General features: G+C 68.6%; 34 protein-coding genes. 7 read left to right on the forward strand and 27 right to left on the reverse strand.

Annotated elements, in window-relative coordinates; translation table 11 throughout:
• Positions 1–358: 358 nt before the first annotated feature.
• From AB5G72_RS05635 to AB5G72_RS05760, 26 genes are all read right to left on the reverse strand, one after another.
• Positions 359–1,132: a hypothetical protein gene (locus tag AB5G72_RS05635; protein ID WP_440221186.1), complete on the reverse strand. Its 774-nt coding sequence runs from the start codon at positions 1,130–1,132 to the stop codon at positions 359–361.
• Positions 1,129–2,460, reverse strand: a complete 1,332-nt coding sequence (locus tag AB5G72_RS05640) for an HNH endonuclease (RefSeq protein WP_440221187.1) — start codon at positions 2,458–2,460, stop codon at positions 1,129–1,131. The genes AB5G72_RS05635 and AB5G72_RS05640 overlap by 4 nt, the downstream gene beginning before the upstream one ends.
• Positions 2,461–2,537: 77 nt before the next feature.
• Entirely contained in the window at positions 2,538–2,942 is a 405-nt protein-coding gene (locus AB5G72_RS05645) for a hypothetical protein (RefSeq protein WP_440221188.1), read from the reverse strand.
• On the reverse strand, positions 2,939–3,184 hold the full coding sequence (locus tag AB5G72_RS05650; protein WP_440221189.1) for a hypothetical protein: 246 nt from the start codon (positions 3,182–3,184) through the stop codon (positions 2,939–2,941). Before AB5G72_RS05650 ends, AB5G72_RS05645 begins: the two co-directional genes overlap by 4 nt.
• On the reverse strand, positions 3,184–3,462 hold the full coding sequence (locus tag AB5G72_RS05655; protein WP_440221190.1) for a hypothetical protein: 279 nt from the start codon (positions 3,460–3,462) through the stop codon (positions 3,184–3,186). Before AB5G72_RS05655 ends, AB5G72_RS05650 begins: the two co-directional genes overlap by 1 nt.
• Entirely contained in the window at positions 3,459–3,800 is a 342-nt protein-coding gene (locus AB5G72_RS05660) for a hypothetical protein (protein ID WP_440221191.1), read from the reverse strand. The genes AB5G72_RS05655 and AB5G72_RS05660 overlap by 4 nt, the downstream gene beginning before the upstream one ends.
• Positions 3,797–4,015 (reverse strand): hypothetical protein, encoded by a 219-nt coding sequence (locus tag AB5G72_RS05665; RefSeq protein WP_440221192.1) that lies wholly within the window; start codon positions 4,013–4,015, stop codon positions 3,797–3,799. Before AB5G72_RS05665 ends, AB5G72_RS05660 begins: the two co-directional genes overlap by 4 nt.
• A gap of 5 nt (positions 4,016–4,020) precedes the next feature.
• Positions 4,021–4,521 carry a hypothetical protein gene (locus AB5G72_RS05670; RefSeq protein WP_440221193.1) on the reverse strand — a complete coding sequence of 167 codons (501 nt, stop codon included), beginning with the start codon at positions 4,519–4,521 and terminating at the stop codon, positions 4,021–4,023.
• Positions 4,514–5,368 (reverse strand): hypothetical protein, encoded by an 855-nt coding sequence (locus AB5G72_RS05675; protein WP_440221194.1) that lies wholly within the window; start codon positions 5,366–5,368, stop codon positions 4,514–4,516. Before AB5G72_RS05675 ends, AB5G72_RS05670 begins: the two co-directional genes overlap by 8 nt.
• A complete protein-coding gene (locus AB5G72_RS05680) occupies positions 5,365–5,529 on the reverse strand; it encodes a hypothetical protein (RefSeq protein WP_440221195.1) in 165 nt (54 codons plus the stop codon). The genes AB5G72_RS05675 and AB5G72_RS05680 overlap by 4 nt, the downstream gene beginning before the upstream one ends.
• An 85-nt stretch (positions 5,530–5,614) precedes the next feature.
• Positions 5,615–5,791, reverse strand: coding sequence for a hypothetical protein (locus AB5G72_RS05685; RefSeq protein WP_440221196.1), 177 nt, complete (start codon positions 5,789–5,791; stop codon positions 5,615–5,617).
• Positions 5,788–6,348 (reverse strand): hypothetical protein, encoded by a 561-nt coding sequence (locus AB5G72_RS05690; protein WP_440221197.1) that lies wholly within the window; start codon positions 6,346–6,348, stop codon positions 5,788–5,790. Before AB5G72_RS05690 ends, AB5G72_RS05685 begins: the two co-directional genes overlap by 4 nt.
• Positions 6,345–6,515 (reverse strand): hypothetical protein, encoded by a 171-nt coding sequence (locus tag AB5G72_RS05695; protein WP_206474712.1) that lies wholly within the window; start codon positions 6,513–6,515, stop codon positions 6,345–6,347. Before AB5G72_RS05695 ends, AB5G72_RS05690 begins: the two co-directional genes overlap by 4 nt.
• Entirely contained in the window at positions 6,508–7,944 is a 1,437-nt protein-coding gene (locus AB5G72_RS05700) for a ParB/RepB/Spo0J family partition protein (RefSeq protein ID WP_440221198.1), read from the reverse strand. Before AB5G72_RS05700 ends, AB5G72_RS05695 begins: the two co-directional genes overlap by 8 nt.
• Positions 7,941–8,246, reverse strand: a complete 306-nt coding sequence (locus tag AB5G72_RS05705; RefSeq protein ID WP_440221199.1) for a hypothetical protein — start codon at positions 8,244–8,246, stop codon at positions 7,941–7,943. The genes AB5G72_RS05700 and AB5G72_RS05705 overlap by 4 nt, the downstream gene beginning before the upstream one ends.
• Positions 8,246–8,482, reverse strand: coding sequence for a hypothetical protein (locus AB5G72_RS05710; protein ID WP_440221200.1), 237 nt, complete (start codon positions 8,480–8,482; stop codon positions 8,246–8,248). Before AB5G72_RS05710 ends, AB5G72_RS05705 begins: the two co-directional genes overlap by 1 nt.
• Positions 8,479–8,922 carry a hypothetical protein gene (locus tag AB5G72_RS05715; RefSeq protein ID WP_440221201.1) on the reverse strand — a complete coding sequence of 148 codons (444 nt, stop codon included), beginning with the start codon at positions 8,920–8,922 and terminating at the stop codon, positions 8,479–8,481. Before AB5G72_RS05715 ends, AB5G72_RS05710 begins: the two co-directional genes overlap by 4 nt.
• Positions 8,919–9,167, reverse strand: a complete 249-nt coding sequence (locus AB5G72_RS05720) for a hypothetical protein (protein WP_440221202.1) — start codon at positions 9,165–9,167, stop codon at positions 8,919–8,921. The genes AB5G72_RS05715 and AB5G72_RS05720 overlap by 4 nt, the downstream gene beginning before the upstream one ends.
• Entirely contained in the window at positions 9,164–9,505 is a 342-nt protein-coding gene (locus AB5G72_RS05725; protein ID WP_440221203.1) for a hypothetical protein, read from the reverse strand. Before AB5G72_RS05725 ends, AB5G72_RS05720 begins: the two co-directional genes overlap by 4 nt.
• On the reverse strand, positions 9,505–9,732 hold the full coding sequence (locus tag AB5G72_RS05730; RefSeq protein WP_317470761.1) for a hypothetical protein: 228 nt from the start codon (positions 9,730–9,732) through the stop codon (positions 9,505–9,507). Before AB5G72_RS05730 ends, AB5G72_RS05725 begins: the two co-directional genes overlap by 1 nt.
• Entirely contained in the window at positions 9,732–9,992 is a 261-nt protein-coding gene (locus tag AB5G72_RS05735) for a hypothetical protein (RefSeq protein ID WP_440221204.1), read from the reverse strand. The genes AB5G72_RS05730 and AB5G72_RS05735 overlap by 1 nt, the downstream gene beginning before the upstream one ends.
• The gene (locus AB5G72_RS05740; protein ID WP_440221205.1) at positions 9,989–10,210 is read right to left on the reverse strand and encodes a hypothetical protein; all 222 of its coding nucleotides are present in this window, start codon (positions 10,208–10,210) and stop codon (positions 9,989–9,991) included. The genes AB5G72_RS05735 and AB5G72_RS05740 overlap by 4 nt, the downstream gene beginning before the upstream one ends.
• Positions 10,210–10,755, reverse strand: coding sequence for a hypothetical protein (locus tag AB5G72_RS05745; protein ID WP_440221206.1), 546 nt, complete (start codon positions 10,753–10,755; stop codon positions 10,210–10,212). The genes AB5G72_RS05740 and AB5G72_RS05745 overlap by 1 nt, the downstream gene beginning before the upstream one ends.
• Positions 10,752–11,030 (reverse strand): hypothetical protein, encoded by a 279-nt coding sequence (locus tag AB5G72_RS05750; RefSeq protein ID WP_440221207.1) that lies wholly within the window; start codon positions 11,028–11,030, stop codon positions 10,752–10,754. Before AB5G72_RS05750 ends, AB5G72_RS05745 begins: the two co-directional genes overlap by 4 nt.
• A complete protein-coding gene (locus AB5G72_RS05755; protein WP_069388478.1) occupies positions 11,027–11,245 on the reverse strand; it encodes a helix-turn-helix domain-containing protein in 219 nt (72 codons plus the stop codon). The genes AB5G72_RS05750 and AB5G72_RS05755 overlap by 4 nt, the downstream gene beginning before the upstream one ends.
• On the reverse strand, positions 11,242–12,027 hold the full coding sequence (locus AB5G72_RS05760; protein WP_440221208.1) for a phage antirepressor: 786 nt from the start codon (positions 12,025–12,027) through the stop codon (positions 11,242–11,244). Before AB5G72_RS05760 ends, AB5G72_RS05755 begins: the two co-directional genes overlap by 4 nt.
• Positions 12,028–12,180: 153 nt before the next feature.
• Here AB5G72_RS05760 and AB5G72_RS05765 point away from each other — a divergent pair, with 153 nt between their 5' ends.
• Positions 12,181–12,531 carry a hypothetical protein gene (locus tag AB5G72_RS05765; protein WP_440221209.1) on the forward strand — a complete coding sequence of 117 codons (351 nt, stop codon included), beginning with the start codon at positions 12,181–12,183 and terminating at the stop codon, positions 12,529–12,531.
• 77 nt (positions 12,532–12,608) lie between these two features.
• Here AB5G72_RS05765 and AB5G72_RS05770 read toward each other — a convergent pair whose 3' ends face one another.
• Positions 12,609–12,926, reverse strand: a complete 318-nt coding sequence (locus tag AB5G72_RS05770; protein WP_440221210.1) for a helix-turn-helix transcriptional regulator — start codon at positions 12,924–12,926, stop codon at positions 12,609–12,611.
• Between the two features lie 173 nt (positions 12,927–13,099).
• Between AB5G72_RS05770 and AB5G72_RS05775 the strand changes: the two genes are divergently transcribed.
• From AB5G72_RS05775 to AB5G72_RS05800, 6 genes are all read left to right on the forward strand, one after another.
• Positions 13,100–13,804, forward strand: a complete 705-nt coding sequence (locus AB5G72_RS05775; RefSeq protein WP_440221211.1) for a hypothetical protein — start codon at positions 13,100–13,102, stop codon at positions 13,802–13,804.
• Positions 13,805–13,806: 2 nt separating this feature from the next.
• Positions 13,807–14,247 (forward strand): hypothetical protein, encoded by a 441-nt coding sequence (locus tag AB5G72_RS05780; protein WP_440221212.1) that lies wholly within the window; start codon positions 13,807–13,809, stop codon positions 14,245–14,247.
• Positions 14,248–14,311: 64 nt separating this feature from the next.
• Complete coding sequence (locus tag AB5G72_RS05785) at positions 14,312–14,743, forward strand: helix-turn-helix domain-containing protein (protein WP_440221213.1); 432 nt, start codon at positions 14,312–14,314, stop codon at positions 14,741–14,743.
• Positions 14,740–15,213 (forward strand): hypothetical protein, encoded by a 474-nt coding sequence (locus tag AB5G72_RS05790; protein ID WP_440221214.1) that lies wholly within the window; start codon positions 14,740–14,742, stop codon positions 15,211–15,213. The genes AB5G72_RS05785 and AB5G72_RS05790 overlap by 4 nt, the downstream gene beginning before the upstream one ends.
• Before the next feature lie 64 nt (positions 15,214–15,277).
• Positions 15,278–15,703 carry an ImmA/IrrE family metallo-endopeptidase gene (locus AB5G72_RS05795; RefSeq protein WP_440221215.1) on the forward strand — a complete coding sequence of 142 codons (426 nt, stop codon included), beginning with the start codon at positions 15,278–15,280 and terminating at the stop codon, positions 15,701–15,703.
• On the forward strand, positions 15,700–15,942 hold the full coding sequence (locus AB5G72_RS05800; protein WP_440221216.1) for a DUF3263 domain-containing protein: 243 nt from the start codon (positions 15,700–15,702) through the stop codon (positions 15,940–15,942). The genes AB5G72_RS05795 and AB5G72_RS05800 overlap by 4 nt, the downstream gene beginning before the upstream one ends.
• Positions 15,943–15,945: the final 3 nt, after the last annotated feature.

Genomic DNA, 15,945 nt, shown 5'->3' on the forward strand with positions numbered 1-15,945 from the left:
CTCGCCATCATCGCCCTCCATCGGGGTGCAGGGTGGTCAGGTGGGTGGTGCTACCCGGCCGGTGCACCGCGTCATGTGCGCGCCATGCCCATCGGCTGGCCTGTCGGAAGGTGCACGCAGGTGGCGCCGGCCGGGAGACTGGGGGCGCCCCGACGGCTCAGCGCCCTCCGGACGCCTGCCCTCGGCACGACTTCCCGCACCTCAGCGGTACGGGCCAAGTAGGTCCACGCTCATTGCCGCGGCGTGGGCTCGCAGGTTCCACTCGCCGACCACAGGCGGGAACGACCGAAGGCGGGTCACCCCGTTACAGAGTTCCCGCCTTCGGCGTCAGCCTAACACACGGCCCGACGCGAACCCCCTACATCTTCGGTGCCTGCGCGTGTCCGCCCCGACGCTGCGCCCGCTCGGCCAACTCCATCGCCGGACCCAGCTCGAACAATCCCGCCGGGCCCCGCCTCTCGAGCTTGCCGTCGACCACCCACCGCCGCACCGTCTGCCTCGGCACCGTCCGCCGCAGCACCACCTTGAGCGCCTGGACCAGCTCCCGCTCCGTGTAGAGCCGGGCCGCCAGTGTCTCGTGCGTCGCGGCCATGACCGCCGGCACATCGACGCACACCCCGCACGAGGCGCAGTTCTTCAAGTCCGCACCCCGCCGGGCATACACGCCGTCGCACTCGACGCCGGGCACATCGGACTGGCACGGGCCGACGAACTCCTGCTCCTCCGGCCGGTCCACCATCCGCATCGACTTCTGGTGCAGCTCCCGGATCTCGTTGTAGGCATCGCGGGCCGGCTCGATCTGCGCCAGGTCCATCACGTGCTCCCGCAGCCAGACCGCCAGCGCGGCGACCGACCGACGTCGAGGATGCGGCAGCGGCAGCTGACGGACCTCGCACACGTTCGACGTCCACGACATCAGCACCTCCCGCACTTCCCGAGCGAGCTCCGAGGCCGCAGGGTTGAACACCACCGGCGTCTCCGCGGCCTTACGTTCCGACGGGCCCGTGTACCGGGTCTGCCGCGTGGTCACGTTCTCCAGCTCACGGGACAGCCACGCGAAGTCCCGCAGCCACGCCAACAGAGTCCGGCAGGACGCACGGTCCAGGTACAGGTGGTCGGCTTCTTGGTTCACCCTTGCTCCTCGCTCATGCTCTCGGTCTTGCACTTGCGGCAGGGCTCCGGCAGACCATGGCGATCACAGTCCGAGCCCTCCACCAACAGCGGAGGCCCGGCATGGCCGTAGTAGGGAGATCCCCACCTGCCAGCCACCTCCACCTCCGGACAGGCCCCAGCAGACGGGACACCTTCACCAGCAGCCGCAGGACGACCACCACCACGACCACGCCGCCGCCGCTTCCTGGAACCGGACGGCTTACCCGAACCCTGGCCCTCGCCCTCGCCCTGGCCCTTCCCCACACCCCTACCCGCTCCCTGCCCTGACCCTGCCCGGCCCGGGTGCGCGCGCGTCGCGCGTACGGGGACACAATCTTCTTCGGGTTCTGGGTGGGTTACCCGATGGGTTTGTGATCGGGTCGGTGGCGGGTCGGCTGGTCGTTCGGCGGCGGGTACACGCGGCCCCTGTGCGTCCTGCGGTCCGTTGTCGACGGCGCCGGGCGTCCCGGTCACGGCGGCCTCGTGTGGCGATCCCTGGGGTTCTGCGGCGCGGTGCGGCGACCGGGTGTGGTCTGCGGCGCGGTGCGGCGATCCGGTGGGGTCAGCGGTCACGTGGGGGCGTCGTGCCGGGCCTGCGGCCGGCGTCGTCTGGTCGGGTCCAGCGGAGGACGGGCGGGGGCCTGCGGGCGTGCCCGGCGTACGGCCGGCGCTGTGGGCAGGGGGCGGGGCCAGGGTCATCCCGGCTTGGGCGGGGGTGCGTTGTCCCTTCCGGCGGTTGCAGTCCCCGCATGCGAGGACGACGTTCTCCGGGCCTGCGGCCTTGGTGGGGTCGACGTGGTCGAGGTGCGCCTTCTTGGCTCCGCGGTGGTCGTACTTCTTGAGTTCGCATCCGCAGTACCGGCATGCCGCGACCGTCGGATCGGACGGGTCGAGGCAGTCGCGCGCCCACACCTGGGCATGCAGCTTGGAGTCCTTGAGTTCGCGCCGCTTGCGGCGGGTGGTCTTCACCTGGTCGGCCCGGTCATAGCCGAGGTCCCACCAGTCGTGGAAGATCCAGCCCTTCTCCGGCGGCTGTTCGCAGCGTGGACAGTCGTGGCCGGGCTCGTGCCACAGTCCAACCCCGACGAGGATGCCGGCGAGCTCGATCGCCAGTCCAGCGTCCGGCAGGAGCCGGGCGATCTGGGAGCGAGTCACCATTCCGTCGGACAGGGTTGCTTGGCAGTCGGCGCCGGCCATGGTCCACAGGAACCCGGCCGCGGGGCCGCGGAGGTCACCGTCCAGAACGGAGTCGGCCAGGTCCCTGTGCTTCTGGGAGTTGGGAAGCTGGTCGTCGATCTGGAAGAACACTGGTGGCCTCTCGGGTCAGGGGGCAGCAGGACGGGATGCAAGGGCGGGTGGTGCTCGGGGGAGCGGAATTGGTGTGGTCATTCGCTTCGCGCATCCGGGCCTGATTCGGCGAGGCGCCACGAGGTCGGGAATCCGTCTCCTGTCCCTCGTCGAACTGGCGCGATGAGGTCGGCGGCGACAAGGCGACTGAAGGCGCGGTTGACCGTCGATCTGCCCAGCCCTGTCAGCTCGGCCATTCTCCGGATGCTGGCTGTTGCGACTCCATCGGTGGCTATGACCCGGAGCTCGCTCAACACTCGGCCGGCAGATTCGCTGCTACTGAACTCGTCAGTCGAGAACGCCGGGTCGCGGAGCATGCCCGCCTCATCAAGCGCTCGCGCGATGGCGGGAGAGACATCGTCTTCCATCCCGCGCGAGCGAGGAGCCTCCAGCCTCGCTCGGCGGATGATCTCTGCGGCTTTGCGGATCAGATCGTCGTTCACTGGCTCTCCTTGGGTTTGGTCTTGCCGTGACGCTCGTCGTGATCGGGGCGGAGGCAGACGTGGGGCTGGTCGGGGCGCATCACGCACGGGTCGGGATCCGGGCGGTAGCGAGGCGCGGCGAGGTGGAGCTTCGGATGCGTCCAGGTGCCGTCGGGGTTCCTGTCCATGATCTGCTGGACCATCCGGGCCTGCCACGGGAGGAGGGGCAGGCCAGCCACGGACTGGTGCTCGTCGTCGTTCATCAGGTCTGTCCAAACTCGTAGCCGCACCCGGTGCAGGTGCGGACGACGTCGAACGGCCGCTCGTCCCAGCGGTCGTAGACGTCCGGGTCGACCCACTCGCGGACCACGCCGCCGCCGAACCTGAGCACCTGGTGCACGGTGCCGTCGGACGGCTGGACGATCCGCGGGGCGGCCGGGTTCGGGACGCGCATCGGGTGCACGTCACAGACGTGGCAGTGGGGGCACATGGCGCCGGCGGTGAACGGGCCACCGTCACGCTGACGATCCGGCGCGGTCACTGCTCGGCCCTCCCGTCACCCTCAGCACTGTCGACGGCCCATAGCGCGCCAATCACAAACCCGGACGCCATGCCCTCGTCCAACCAGTCAGAGGGCGACATCTCACTGTTGGGCTTCACGGTGCTGGGCCATCCCCAACGCCTTCCCGCCTCGGCGCGGGCAGTGTCCGCCCATTCCTCTCGGAGTGGTGCGGCGGCCAAGAGCCCCTCGGCGGCCAGGGCGCGGGCTATGCGGTCCGGCTCGTCGCCCCGCATCTCGTGAGCGATCTGCGGGTCTGCGCCGAGGATCCCTTCGACCACCTTCGCTACCTGTTCGATGGCGTGCTCCATGCCGGTCACCGGGCCCTCCCTGCGGGGTGTTCGGTGTACTTGTCCACCTCGGAGGCGGAGACCTCGGTGATGTCGGCGAGCGCCCCGTAGTTCTCCATGAACGGCATGTAGGCGAACGTGTCGAACCAGGTGCGGAAGTAGTAGACGTTCGGTTCACCGTGCCGACTCGGGACGGTCGCCTTCCACGCGGAGTCACTCACGGCCTGGCCCTCTACGTGTTCCATGCCGGTCACCGGACATTCCAGATCGTCGTGGCCGGGAACGCGCCCGGCGCGTCAGGCTCGCACTTGTGCATCAGCGACTCCTCGTCCGTCGGGTCCTCCATGCGTAGCCACGCGTGCTTGATCTGCTCGACCGGCACTAGGTCGGTGTCGTCCGCGCCGACGTGACGGTCGTACTCCTGGACCTGGCGGGCCAATTCGTCCTTGTCGACGTGCCCGTAGGCGGTGATGAAGGCGTTCTCGTCCTCCCAAAACGGGGCGCGGTAGTCCGCGGTCATCTGCATGTAGATGTCGGTGGCCGGATTGAACCGGACGGCGGGACAGGCGTCGGCACGGTGCGTCTGACGGATGGTCTTGCCCGCAGCGAGGGAGTGCTCAGGGCAATCCCGGTCGACGCCGAGACCTGTGGCGAGGACAAGGCCGCATGGAGCCTTCGGGCACGGGCATCCGTCCTCTAGGCGGGTACCGGCGAACGACCGGCCCATGTGGTACTCGATGCGCTCACTCATCGCTGCCCGCCTCCTGCTCGGGGAGCAGCATCCCGGCGCGCACGACACGCTCGAGTACGCCGCGCATCTGGTCGGTGACCATCTCGTGGCCGTACAGGATGTCGGCGAGGGCGTCCGTCTGCTCCTCGACCGGGTCGACGGCCTGCTCAGCCTCAATGCCGAACAGGTCGCACACTGCATCGACGGCGAGCCGCACACATTCCCCGGAAGGAATGGAGGTGTCCTGGTCGATGAGGCCCCCGTCTGTCGCGCCCCGGATACCGGTGTCGAGCACCTTCTCCACGTCGGCGTGTGTCACGGCAGGGGTTGCGCGGTTGATTGCGGTGATGCGCCAGTTCTCGCGCTCCTGCTCCGCAAGGATGGCGCGGGCCTTCCACTCATCACGGTCGCGCGTCATCTGCTCGCGTTCGCCACGGCACTGTTTCAGTTGGTCGCGCACCGTGAATAGGTCAACGTCTGTCTCGTCACGCAGTCGACGGAGACTCTCGCGTGCTTGGTCGCGTTCCTGCTCCATAATCGAATGAGCACGACGCCAACGATCCGGCTCCGGCTTGGGGTGGTGGGCGTTCAGGTGAGCAACCACCGCATCGAGGGCCGCGTCCGCCCCGCCGCTCGGATCAATCGCGGTCGCATCGACGGACGCCTTCACGAGGTCCATCACGCTCGGCAAGTCGTCGCGGGTCCACTGCCCGCCATGGTCGGGGTTGAGCGCGTCGGCCAGGGCGCGGCGCTGTTCCGGCGACAGGCGCGCCCAGATCGACGCGATCCCCTCGGGGTGGTCGACGGTAATGCCGAGCTGGCCCACCTTGATCTCGGCCCCGTTGTCGGCGGTGATCTTCGTGCTCATGGTCGGAGAACCCTTCCGGTCTGGTAGTTCCACGTGCGGTTGAGGTGGTCGCGCTCCCGGGCCACGGCCTGACGGTCACGGTGGAGGGCGCGTGAGATTCGGAGGTAGCGGACGCCGCCGACGACCACGATGGCGACCAGTGCGAGGAGTGAGCCGATCACCACTGCGCACCTCCGCGGGCGAGGCGTCGCATGATGGCCCAGCCGGACCACGCGGGGAGCCTGGGGGCGAGTCCGAGCCAGTGCGTCATGCCGGTTCCTTTCGTGTAGTGGTCGCGTCTGCGGCGGCCTGGAGGCGGTTGCGAATCTCGTCCCGGACCGCCGGCAGGAGCGGCGAATCGGGGCCGAGGACGGTGATCGCGTCGACGAGGTCGGTGTCGGTCATCGCGGCCGCAACCTCGCGGCACGCCTTCTGGGCGTTCATGACGCCTTCTTGGCGGGCGAGTAGACGGCCGCGATCTCCTCGCGGACGGCGCGCGCGGCGAGGCGGAGGACGTCGCCGACGGTCTTGTTCTGGGACATCGACTGCTGCTCCATGCGGGCGGCGAGCGCCTCGAACGCTTTGCGGTCCCGGTTGCGGGCGTCGTCGCCGGCGTGGGCGGTGGCGTGGCCGACTGTGTCGAGCTTGCGGCGCAGCTCGCGGACGTCGCGCTGGGACTGGTTGAGGGCGTCTTTCTCGGCGGCGAGGGTCTCGCGGGTGTTCTCGAGGTCGCGGGTGGTCTCGGCGATCTCGGTCTCGAGTTCGACGACTCGGGCGGTGGTGTGGTCGTGCTTCTCGCGCTCGGCGGCGAGGGCGGTGGTCGACTTGGCGAGGAGGTCCTGGGTCTGGCCGAGGTCGGACTCGAGGTGGCTGATCCGCTGCTCGGCGTCGCGGGCCTTGCGGCGCTCACGCGGCGAGGGGGCGGTGTCGGTCTGGTGCGGGGTGAGGATTTCGGCGAGCTGGTCGCGCACCGCGGGGTCCTTGACGAGGTAGGTGCTCATGGTCTGGTCCTGTGGTCGAGTTCTGCGAGGAGGTCGGTCTGCCCGGGGATGGGCGGGTGGTCGAGGGCGGCTTCGCGGCCGGCGATCCAGCGGAAGATCTGGGCCTGCCGGTCGGGCGGGAGTGAGGCCCACCAGGCGTCGGCGAGACGGGCCTGCGGGTCAGTCATCCTCTGCGGGCTGGTCGGCGTCGGCTATGAAGGCCTCGTACTCGTCGATGTGGGCTTCTTCGACGGTGGAGAGCGGGTAGTCGTAGTCGTCGACGAGGCCCTGGAGGTAGGCCACGGTCTCGTTGTCCCACGACTGGGCGACTCCGAGCGTGTCGTGGTCGCGGTCGTGGCCGATGTGGATCCACCAGGCGGCGAAGATCAGTCGGTGGAGGGACCAGCCGGCGGGGTCGAGGGCCGGGTCGTCGGCGTCGAGCTCTGCGTCGGGGCCGGCGATGATCGGCGCGAGGCGCTGCTGGTTGCTGGCCATCGTGTAGCCGCCGCCCTCCACAGCGATCAGGTCTCGCAGCTGCCGCTCCCGTACACCCGGCTCGGCGTGCATACCCTCGCGCCACTTCTCGTGCAGCCACCGGATGCGGGTGGCCTGCGCGGTCTCCCGGTCGCGGCGCTCTTGCCGGTACTTGTCGTTCTGCTCCTCGCGGACAGCACGGGCCGCGGCCTCGCGCGCCTCCTCGGCGGCGGTGTCCTCTTCGTCGTCCGCCGGGGCGTCCTGCGCGCTGACGAACGTGGTGCCCTCGGTCGGGTCTTCCTCGGCGCGCGGCCGGATCTGCACCCACTGCACGCGCGGCGCGGAGTTGCCGCCCCACGGTTGGTACTCGGCGACGTACACGCTGACCGTCGGGTCGGTGACGTCTTCGGGGCGCTGGGCGAGGAACAGTCGGACCTCGTCGGGGCCGGCGGCCGCGGGCCCGTCGGTGATGGTGGCGCCGCTCTCGTCGAGTTCGTTGAGGATGGTGTCGCGCTTGCGGTTGAACTCGGCCTCGGCGAGGGCCTTCTCCAGGGTGTACCGGAAGTTCGGGGTACCGATGAACCGCTCCACGCGCTCGGCGAGCTCGTGGTTGCCGTCGAGCTTGGACAGGTGCAGCGCGTCGGTGATGGTGATCTGCCCGTCGTCGACGGCGGTGCGGGCCTTGTCGGTGAGGCCGGCGATCTGGGCGCGGTCCTTGACGTGCTTGGAGGTGCGGCCGATGGCCTTGGCGATCTTCGCGGGGGTGACGTCGAGGTCGAGTAGGGCCTGGACGGCGTCGCCTTCCTCTGTGGGGGTGAGGTCGGTGCGGGCCATGTTCTCGGCGAGCATCGCCTCGAGCACCGCGGCTTCGGTGTCGAGGTCGTAGCGGATCACGCACGGCACCTCGGACCAGCCGAGGGACTGCACGGCGGCGAGGCGGCGGTGCCCCATGACGAGGGTGTAGCCGGCCGCATCGTCGGCGGCGGCGGGTGCGACGACGAGGGGCTGGTGCAGTCCGCCGGACTTGATCGACGCGGCGAGCTCGTCGACGCCCGTGACGGCGCGGCGGACGTTGCGCGGATGCGGATGGACGTGGTCGATGTCGACGAGCGCGAACTCGGACGTGGTCGGGGTGGTGGTCATCGGGTGGTCTCCGTCAGGTGTGGTCGGCGAGCCGGGCAGGTCGCGAAGTGCGGCACCCACAGGCGGCTGGCGCGGTCGGCGGGGTAGCGGCGGGCCCGGTCGCGGGCCTCGGACAGGTCATGGCCGGACAGCTGCACCACGGTCGAGGTGCGGCGCCCGGTCGGCTCGGTGATGAAGCGGCGGTGATAGATGCCCAGCTCCGGGTCCGGAGACACGTCGAGCGGCACGGCCTTCCCCGAGGGGATGAGCGTGGCCCACGCGATCTCGTGGCCGCATTCGCGGCACCAGGCTGGGCGACCCATCAGGCGCCCTTGGCCAGGTCGGGGTGGACAGGCCACCAGGCCTGCACCGGGAACTCGATCGTCGAGGTGTCGCACAGGCCGCCGTGGCCGGCCCAGTACACGCCGCCCGCGAGGGGCGACGACGCGCGCTGGGCGAGGGTGCCGATCTGGCCACGGGCGTCAGCGATCACCGTGTGCGGCGGACATTCCCGCAGCTCGACGAGCGTGTGCACGGTGCGCACCTCTCCCTCGGTCACGACGACACCTCCCCGAGCGCGGCCTCGACGGCGCGAACCGTTGGGCACGGGTATTCGATCTGCGAGCCGCGAAGATCGCGGCACCTCTCGCACGTGGCGAGTGAACCGAGCGGATTGGGGCGGTGCAGGTCGAGAACACTGAGGAGGGCGGAGACTAGGGCGGGCACATCGGCGCGGGCGTGCGCGATGAACTCAGCGTTGGCGCGGGAGGTGGGCCCGTCTCCTGTCAGAAATGGGACCACGTACGCCAGTTCATCGTTAGGCGGCGCCGCGATCGCCAGGTGGATGGGCTCGCCGTTGTCGCGCAGGGTTCCGTCCACCCACGCGGACTTATCCGCCATGGTCGCCGGATCGTCGGGTGCGACTCGGCGTTCCCAGGGGCCGTCGAGTGCCTTGTCGGCGCGGGCCCGAATCGCAGCCAGGCGGTCGGCGGCGTTCACAGCAGGTCCTCGATCGGGAGCTGGGACAGGTCGAGGGCGTCACGCCGCGCGTCGAGCTCCTCGTAGAACTCGTGCAGGGTGTCGTCCACCTCCTGGTACGAGGTGACCGGCTGCCAGCCGCGGCCGTCGATGTGCAGCTCGACGGTCTCGCCCCGGTCCAGGGCGCCGCGGGCGATGCTTTCGAGGTAGGCGAGATCGCCGTTGCCGATGGTGAAGCCGCTGCCGGAGCGTCGTAGGTAGATCATCGGAGTCCCTCCTGGTGCTCGGCGAGCAGGGCGAGGGACTGTTCGGTCTCGACGCGGAGCTGGTTGACGTCGATCACGGCGAGAACCTCGCGGGCCTCGGGCACGGTGCGGGCATAGGACGGCGCGGCGGTGATCGGGGTGGGGGCCGCGACGGCCGGCATCCCCTCGGCACGCTGTGCCGTTCCGGCCGTCGCGGGGTTCTGGAGCGCGTCGGCGGCGGCGGCCCACAGGGCGGCGCGCATCCGGGCCTCGCGCGGGGTGGTGCCGGCGGGGGCGACGATGCGGTCTGATCCTGCGGACCGGACGTCGCCGGCGTCGTCGATGTACACGGCGACCATCACAGACCCCCGCGCGAGGCGATGATCATCATGATGACCACGTAGATCACGATGATGCCGAGGGTGACGTACAGGCTGTACTCGTCCTCGCGCAGAAGCGGCCCGTCCGGGACCTCGGGCGTGGCGGGCGGCGCCGGGCGCGGGGCGGGGATCTCGCCGCGCCCGGCCTCGGTCGCGTACGGGAGCGGGGCCGGCAGTGGCCGGTCGGGGCGGGTGTCGGTGCTCATCAGGTCCTCCGGGGAAGGTGGCGGGACGGCTTGACGCCGGTCGCGCGTTCGATCTCGTGGTGCTTGTGGCCCGCCGCGACCAGCGCGGGGAGGTAGTCGGCGATGTCGTCGGGGTCGCACATGTCGTCGGGGACCGGGAGCCCGGCGACGATCAGTTCGCGGATCCGGCCGAGGACCACCCAGTCCGGCACGTCGGCGGTGAGGTCCCAGTGGATCGAGTGGGACGGAGCGAGGCTGGTGGCCGTGGTGGCGGTGGTCATGACGTCCTCCCGGCGAAGATGCAGATGTCGTCCAGCGCGACGGGCGCCAGGATCGTGCGGTGGTTGTGGTCGCGGATCCACACCATCGCCGCCCGTTCACGGGTGGGCAGGTGGGTGAATCGGTCGATGCCGCGCACCACGTGGTAGCGGCCGTAGGCGCGCGCGTAGGCGTGGTCACCGGTGGTGATCTCGGCGGCGGGACGCATGTCGGGGGTCATCACTGCTCACCGCCCTCGGGGTTGAGCGCGGTGGCGGCCACGACCCAGTGCCACGACCCGGCGCGGATGCAGGCCACGCGGTGCTGGTCGTCGCCGTCGCCGTCGTAGAACCGGAGCTCGGTGCCCTCTGGTCGGGCGTAGGTGGTGTGCCGCTCGGCCAGGACCCGGATGTCGGAGCCGTTGGAGCAGCGCACGATCCACGCGGTCTTGCCGCGCTCGGTGTGGGCGGGCATCGCCGCCGGCGACGGCAGGTCCTCACCGAACGAGGGCACCTGGCAGTCGCGGTGCTCGGCGGTGAAGTCCTCGAGCATCCGGTGCTCGTCGTCCAGGGCGTCGGTGTCGACCTCGTCGTCCGCGGCAGGCGCACCGGCCGCACCGCAGCCGGCGCCGCACTGCGTGCAGTCGGCGTGCCAGTCGCCGTTCGACTTGGAGACGACGACGACACTGCCGGTCTTGGTCATCTGGGACGGCACGGGCAGGACCATCGGGCCGCCGGCGAACTCCTCGGCCTCCACGACCGCGGCGAGGTTGTCGGGTGTGGTCATGACGAGACCTCCAGAATGTGAGCGAGGGAGCGGCGTATTTCGCGAGAGTCGCTGTCGGTGGTGTCCTCGTCGGGCAGGAGCGAGGCGATAGCGGTGAGCAGGCCGACGGCCTTGATGCGGGTGGGGGCGTGGCCGCCGACGACGACCTTGAGGGCCTTGCCGGTCTCGCGGCCGCAGGTGCAGTCCGCGGGGTGATCGACGGCGGGCAGGTCCTCCAGCGTGGCCACGAGTACGAGCGGATGCTCGGCGGTGTCGAGGAGTTCGTAGAGCATCACGCCGCCGCCAATGGCTGGCCCGCCGCGATCCACGCGTCCAGCGAGGACCTCGGAATCCGCCACAATCCGCCAGGCCTGTCACGCCTGGCCGAGATGACGCCCAGCTCGCACAGCCCAGCGATCGTGTTGTGGTCCCGGCCCACGAGAGCGCCGGCTTCGCGGGACGTCAGCACCAACTTGAACGCCGCCCGAGCCACATCAACCGGGGCGCTCACGACGCCACCGCCTCAGACATCGGCAGTGGATCGATCGCCAGGAGCCCGAGCTTGCGCTGGATGAACGCGATCCCCGACGGCTGCACGTACGTCGTGTACGACGTGCCCTGCTCGCCGTTCGAACGTTCGAACGTGTGGGCCTTCACCTCGAAGTGGTGCATGTACTTCTGGTAAGGCGTGTTCCGCATCGGTCCCTTCGCGATGAACACCCCGGCGTTCCTCAGATCGCGGAACAGTTTGTTCTGAGACGAGCCGAGCATCTTCGCCACCGCGCCGACGCCGTACTTGCCGGTCGCGTCGAGGAAGTCGTCGTACGCCTCAGCCTTCGGCGCCAGGACCTTGTTCTCGGCCTCGAGCGCGAGCCGCTCCTCCTCAGCGTTGAGAGCGAGCCGCAGGATCTCCTGCCGCGACAACGACGCGGGATCGAACGCCGGAGCGCCGTAGCTGCCGGTGCGGCGGATCTCCGGCAGGACGGTGCCGGTGATCCAGCGGCGGAACGCCGCCGCCTCCGGCTTATCGGACCGGATCACCACCTCGTACATGCCAGCCTCGGACACGACGGTCGCGTTCTGGTGGCGACCGAGGGCGTCACGGATGGGGTACGTCTGGCGTACCCCATCGTCGAGTCGCTCCGCGATCTGCGAGGGCCCCCGGGTGAGACCGAGCACTCGGCAGAGGTCGGCGAGCACGAACCACGGCTCGCCCTCGATCGAGACGACACGTACCTGCGCGTCGCCGTAGTTGAACGGGACCAGCGTCCCGGTAGCATGGTGTTCTGACATGATCTTCTCCTAGGAGTTGGTGTCACGCCCGTCGCGAGGACCAGTCGCGGCGGGCTTCTCGTTTTCGGAGGCGGTCGGGACCGATGAAGCGGCCCCGACCGCCGGGGGCTCTCCTACGCTCGAGGCACCACACACCGAGCAAGGAGAAGACATATGGCGCAGCTCTTCCTGGGCGGCGACAAGCGGAACATCTGGACCAGCGACGACGACATCGCTCTCGCGCTCGACGTCGCCATCGACATCGCCCTTCGGCGCCACCAGGTCGTCGTCCTTGTGTCGGAACACCCTGGAGCCGACGGTGTAGAAACGCGGCTCTTCCCGCTCTCCCAGGCTGTGCGTCACTGGACGGACGTGAACGAGACGCAGACGCCACTCGATGCCGAGCTCACCCAGCAGTTCGTTGATGCGGCGCGATCCAATGACGGATGGATCTTCATCGGAGCCGACGACCACGTCGTAACCGATCCCGACCGCATCGCGGACATGAAGAGTCGGGCCCGCTGACAACGCGATCGTGCCCAACTCGCGTCCAGAGCTGAACGCATCGCGCACCCACGACGGGGCCCGGAACTCGACCCACGTCATGACGCCACCGCTGTCTCGCTAGCGCTGCCGATTGCCACATCGGGCATGGCGACGACCTCGTGGGCGACGAACAATTCCTCCCAGTCGCGACCGAGCCGCGCGGCGATTGCGCACGCCAGGTCCTCGCTGATGTTCTTCAGTCGGCCGGACTCCAGCGCGTAGATCGTCGTGTGTGAGCGGCGCACCAGGAAGGCGAGCTCGCGTTGCGTGTAGCCCTTGGACTTGCGGCACCGGCGCAGGGTGCCCGGGTCCTTGACTTCCATCCAGCACTCCAATCGTCGTCCGCGCCGTCTGGCGCGCTGCTGCGTGCTCATGTCTACTCCTCGGTCCACTGGTTGGCAACTGCTAGCGCTAACGGTAGGCGCGCGGTTGCCAGGGTGTCAATAGGCATTTATCGACGTCATGCGGCTAGCGTCGTAAACCTGGTTGACAGCGCACTCGCTGAGGCGCTGGCGCAAGGAAGTCGTGACGAAGGAGAGTTCAGGCCGTGAACGCACCCCGCACCCTTCGTGAGCTGCTCGAGGAGGCCTCCGGATACGGAGAGCTCTCCACGCGGCAGCTCGAGGCGAAGGTGCACAGCGCTGTCGAGAAGGGCGACCTTCGCGGCAAGCTGAACCGGGCGACGATCGCGCAGATCCTCAACGGCAGCTATCGAAAGCGCCCGACAGACGACACGATCCGCGCCATCGCCTACCTCGCCGGCGTCAACGACGAGGTCGCGTTCACAGCAGCAGGACGACGCACCCCAGGAAGGCCCTTCGCAGAAGACCTCCCCGACGGTGTCGACGACCTGACCCCAAAGGAACGCGAGGCCGCCGTGTACATGCTGCGCGTCCTCGTCCAACAGCGACGGGAGCTCAACCAGAATGAAGACCAGGACACGCAGGACCCGCAGGGCGATCCGACGACTGATGGAGAAGCTGGGACTCGCCGAACCCCCATGAAGGCCGTCACGTACCTCGAGGACCACCGCGCCCCCGACGTCGACGACATGCTCGAACGCGTCTCCGCGGAAGCCCGCCGGCAGGAAGATGCGGAGCAGGAGCCTGACGAGCCGCTGCCGTTCGACCCGACCGCCGTGCACGCCGCCCGCGACATCGACGAGCCCACCCAGGGCGAGCTCCGCCGCCGGCCAGGCAAGAACGCCGGCGAAGAGAACCAAGACCCGGGCGACGACTGGGAAGGTGTGTAGCTGTGGTTGCCAAGACGGAGCAGATGCTCGACAAGGGCTTCGGTGGCTGGGACTATATCCAGCCCGAGTTTGTTGCTGAGCTGCGCAGCTTCCAAGTGCGTGACCCGCAGTTTTTCGGGGACCTTCAGGCGCTGATGAAGCGCGCCCAGGCTGGCACCTGCCGCCGGAAGATTCGGGACAACGGAATCGACGACGACGGGGATTGGGACTCCCCGATGGCGAGATCCAAGCTGGACATCGGCGAGCTCCGTCTTCCCGAGACTGACCTCGGGTGGATGATTCGGACGTACGTCTCGGCCTGTCGCCTGTCGCCCGGAGTGATGGTGGCTCTGCTCGTTGGCGACAAGGCTGCCAACGGAGTGGACCGCATCGAAGCAACCCAGAATGGGCACATTGATGAGGCTGGAGTGCGACTCGTACGGCGCGAGACCAATGATTTGTGACTCATGCCATACATTTGGCTGTCAAGTACAGACATAGGCGTGTGTTGCGGTTAACCTCAACATCATGGACGTGTTTGATGACCTAGCGGCACAGCTCGGCATCGACCCTGACTCCCCGGAGGAGCGACTCGGTCGGGCCTTAGCGCTCGCTGACGACGACTTCCTGGAGACGCTCGTGAGCCTCAGGCGGCAGAAGAGGCTTACCCAGCAGGAGGTCGCTGACCGGATGAAGAGGGACAAGTCGGCCGTCAGCAGATTTGAGAACTTGGGTTCCGATCCGAAACTTTCGACGATCCGACGTTATGCGCGGGCGATCGGCGTCATGGTCGATCACCTGGTGACGGATCAGGAAATGGATGCTGAAGCGATCGTGGAGAGGCGCGAGCTTCGGACACGCTACTTCGAGCCGCCAACAGTTCGTTCGGTCCAGCCCGACGCTGCCGCATCGTCCACCCACGGTGCCACGTACCGCGCACTCGGCATGGTGCGGGGATGAGAACTGCCGATTCCACGCCTCGCCAAATTGATGACGTAGACGATCTTCTGAAGCTGGTGGCAAAGGTCAACAGTCGGGTTCTTTGGAAGACAAGTGGCCGAGAAGAAGCCATGGTGGGGATGGAGCATCACGCTATCGAGCCCCTGCCGGAAGAGGGCCTCAGCATCGGTCTTGCTGTTGCTCGTAGCGCAGCTCAGCTGAGCGTACGAGTGAGCGTCGTGATCCACGGCGCGGGGATCTATGCCCGAGCTGACACTGCCACGACGTACGAGTGGGAGGAGGAAGTGGAGGTCACTGATGAGTGCGCGCGCGACCTCCTTCGCCGGGATGGCGTGCCAAGGGCGTTAGCTACCTCCTGTGCGCACGCTGTAGAAGCGGCGACCGCGGTTGGGGCTGACGTTGAGAATCCAGCGCTGCGCTTCCAACAAGAAGTCATCGAAATGGTGGATTCGGACTCGGTGTTCGAGTAATGACACTCGTGTAAGCCGAGGTCAAGGCGACATTCTGTCGTACCCACGTGGTCCCATGTCGGCCATGCGTGAACACCGATACCATCCGTGGCGGGCCCTCCGGGGCCTGCCACACATCACCCTCCGGTGGTCCGCGGCCGTCGCCAGGGGAAGGGTCGACGGCCACACGATCACCCTCCATCCGCTACTCACCCAAGCCGAGCGCCGATCCACACTGGCGCACGAGCTCGTCCACCTCGAACGCGGCCCGGCACCACCACACCTCACCGCCCGCGAGGAACTGCTCGTCGAGGAGATCGCAGCCCGCCGGCTCGTCGACCTCGACGACCTCGCCGACGCAATCGTGTGGCACGACGGTCACGCCCACGACGGCACAGCCGACGACCTGTGGGTCGACCGGGCCATCCTCGTCGCCCGCATCCGGGCCCTCGACCCCGAGGAACGCGCCTACATTGAGCAGATCCTCGCCAGACGAGAGGGGAGCGCATGACCGAAGACGAGCACCGCATCATGCGGTTCGAGTCCCGCTGGTGGCGGCTGGCCGGATCCAAGGACACCGCGATCCGCGCCGAACTCGACCTCGCCCCGACCCGCTACTACCAACTACTGCACCAGCTCATCGCCCGACCAGACGTCCACGCCGCCTACCCGGTCCTCGTGAACCGGCTCAGGCGCCGCACCACCCGCCGACCCGCCCGACCCGCCGTGGGCACCTTCAACCTCGACTAGGAG

Source organism: Dietzia sp. MNB45, assembly GCF_051994785.1.
Lineage (GTDB): Bacteria > Actinomycetota > Actinomycetes > Mycobacteriales > Mycobacteriaceae > Dietzia > Dietzia kunjamensis.

Coding starts and splice junctions, on each gene's coding strand:
- AB5G72_RS05690 (WP_440221197.1), bottom strand. CDS start 6,348: ATGAGCACCTACCTCGTCAAGGACCCCGCGGTGCGCGACCAGCTCGCC.
- AB5G72_RS05745 (WP_440221206.1), bottom strand. CDS start 10,755: ATGACCACACCCGACAACCTCGCCGCGGTCGTGGAGGCCGAGGAGTTC.
- AB5G72_RS05800 (WP_440221216.1), top strand. CDS start 15,700: ATGACCGAAGACGAGCACCGCATCATGCGGTTCGAGTCCCGCTGGTGG.
- AB5G72_RS05790 (WP_440221214.1), top strand. CDS start 14,740: ATGAGAACTGCCGATTCCACGCCTCGCCAAATTGATGACGTAGACGAT.
- AB5G72_RS05670 (WP_440221193.1), bottom strand. CDS start 4,521: ATGAGTGAGCGCATCGAGTACCACATGGGCCGGTCGTTCGCCGGTACC.
- AB5G72_RS05770 (WP_440221210.1), bottom strand. CDS start 12,926: ATGAGCACGCAGCAGCGCGCCAGACGGCGCGGACGACGATTGGAGTGC.
- AB5G72_RS05675 (WP_440221194.1), bottom strand. CDS start 5,368: ATGAGCACGAAGATCACCGCCGACAACGGGGCCGAGATCAAGGTGGGC.
- AB5G72_RS05695 (WP_206474712.1), bottom strand. CDS start 6,515: ATGACTGACCCGCAGGCCCGTCTCGCCGACGCCTGGTGGGCCTCACTC.
- AB5G72_RS05725 (WP_440221203.1), bottom strand. CDS start 9,505: ATGGTCGCCGTGTACATCGACGACGCCGGCGACGTCCGGTCCGCAGGA.
- AB5G72_RS05760 (WP_440221208.1), bottom strand. CDS start 12,027: ATGTCAGAACACCATGCTACCGGGACGCTGGTCCCGTTCAACTACGGC.
- AB5G72_RS05735 (WP_440221204.1), bottom strand. CDS start 9,992: ATGACCACCGCCACCACGGCCACCAGCCTCGCTCCGTCCCACTCGATC.
- AB5G72_RS05705 (WP_440221199.1), bottom strand. CDS start 8,246: ATGGGTCGCCCAGCCTGGTGCCGCGAATGCGGCCACGAGATCGCGTGG.
- AB5G72_RS05795 (WP_440221215.1), top strand. CDS start 15,278: ATGCGTGAACACCGATACCATCCGTGGCGGGCCCTCCGGGGCCTGCCA.
- AB5G72_RS05650 (WP_440221189.1), bottom strand. CDS start 3,184: ATGAACGACGACGAGCACCAGTCCGTGGCTGGCCTGCCCCTCCTCCCG.
- AB5G72_RS05730 (WP_317470761.1), bottom strand. CDS start 9,732: ATGAGCACCGACACCCGCCCCGACCGGCCACTGCCGGCCCCGCTCCCG.
- AB5G72_RS05740 (WP_440221205.1), bottom strand. CDS start 10,210: ATGACCCCCGACATGCGTCCCGCCGCCGAGATCACCACCGGTGACCAC.
- AB5G72_RS05665 (WP_440221192.1), bottom strand. CDS start 4,015: ATGGAACACGTAGAGGGCCAGGCCGTGAGTGACTCCGCGTGGAAGGCG.
- AB5G72_RS05765 (WP_440221209.1), top strand. CDS start 12,181: ATGGCGCAGCTCTTCCTGGGCGGCGACAAGCGGAACATCTGGACCAGC.
- AB5G72_RS05785 (WP_440221213.1), top strand. CDS start 14,312: ATGGACGTGTTTGATGACCTAGCGGCACAGCTCGGCATCGACCCTGAC.
- AB5G72_RS05720 (WP_440221202.1), bottom strand. CDS start 9,167: ATGATCTACCTACGACGCTCCGGCAGCGGCTTCACCATCGGCAACGGC.
- AB5G72_RS05700 (WP_440221198.1), bottom strand. CDS start 7,944: ATGACCACCACCCCGACCACGTCCGAGTTCGCGCTCGTCGACATCGAC.
- AB5G72_RS05685 (WP_440221196.1), bottom strand. CDS start 5,791: ATGAACGCCCAGAAGGCGTGCCGCGAGGTTGCGGCCGCGATGACCGAC.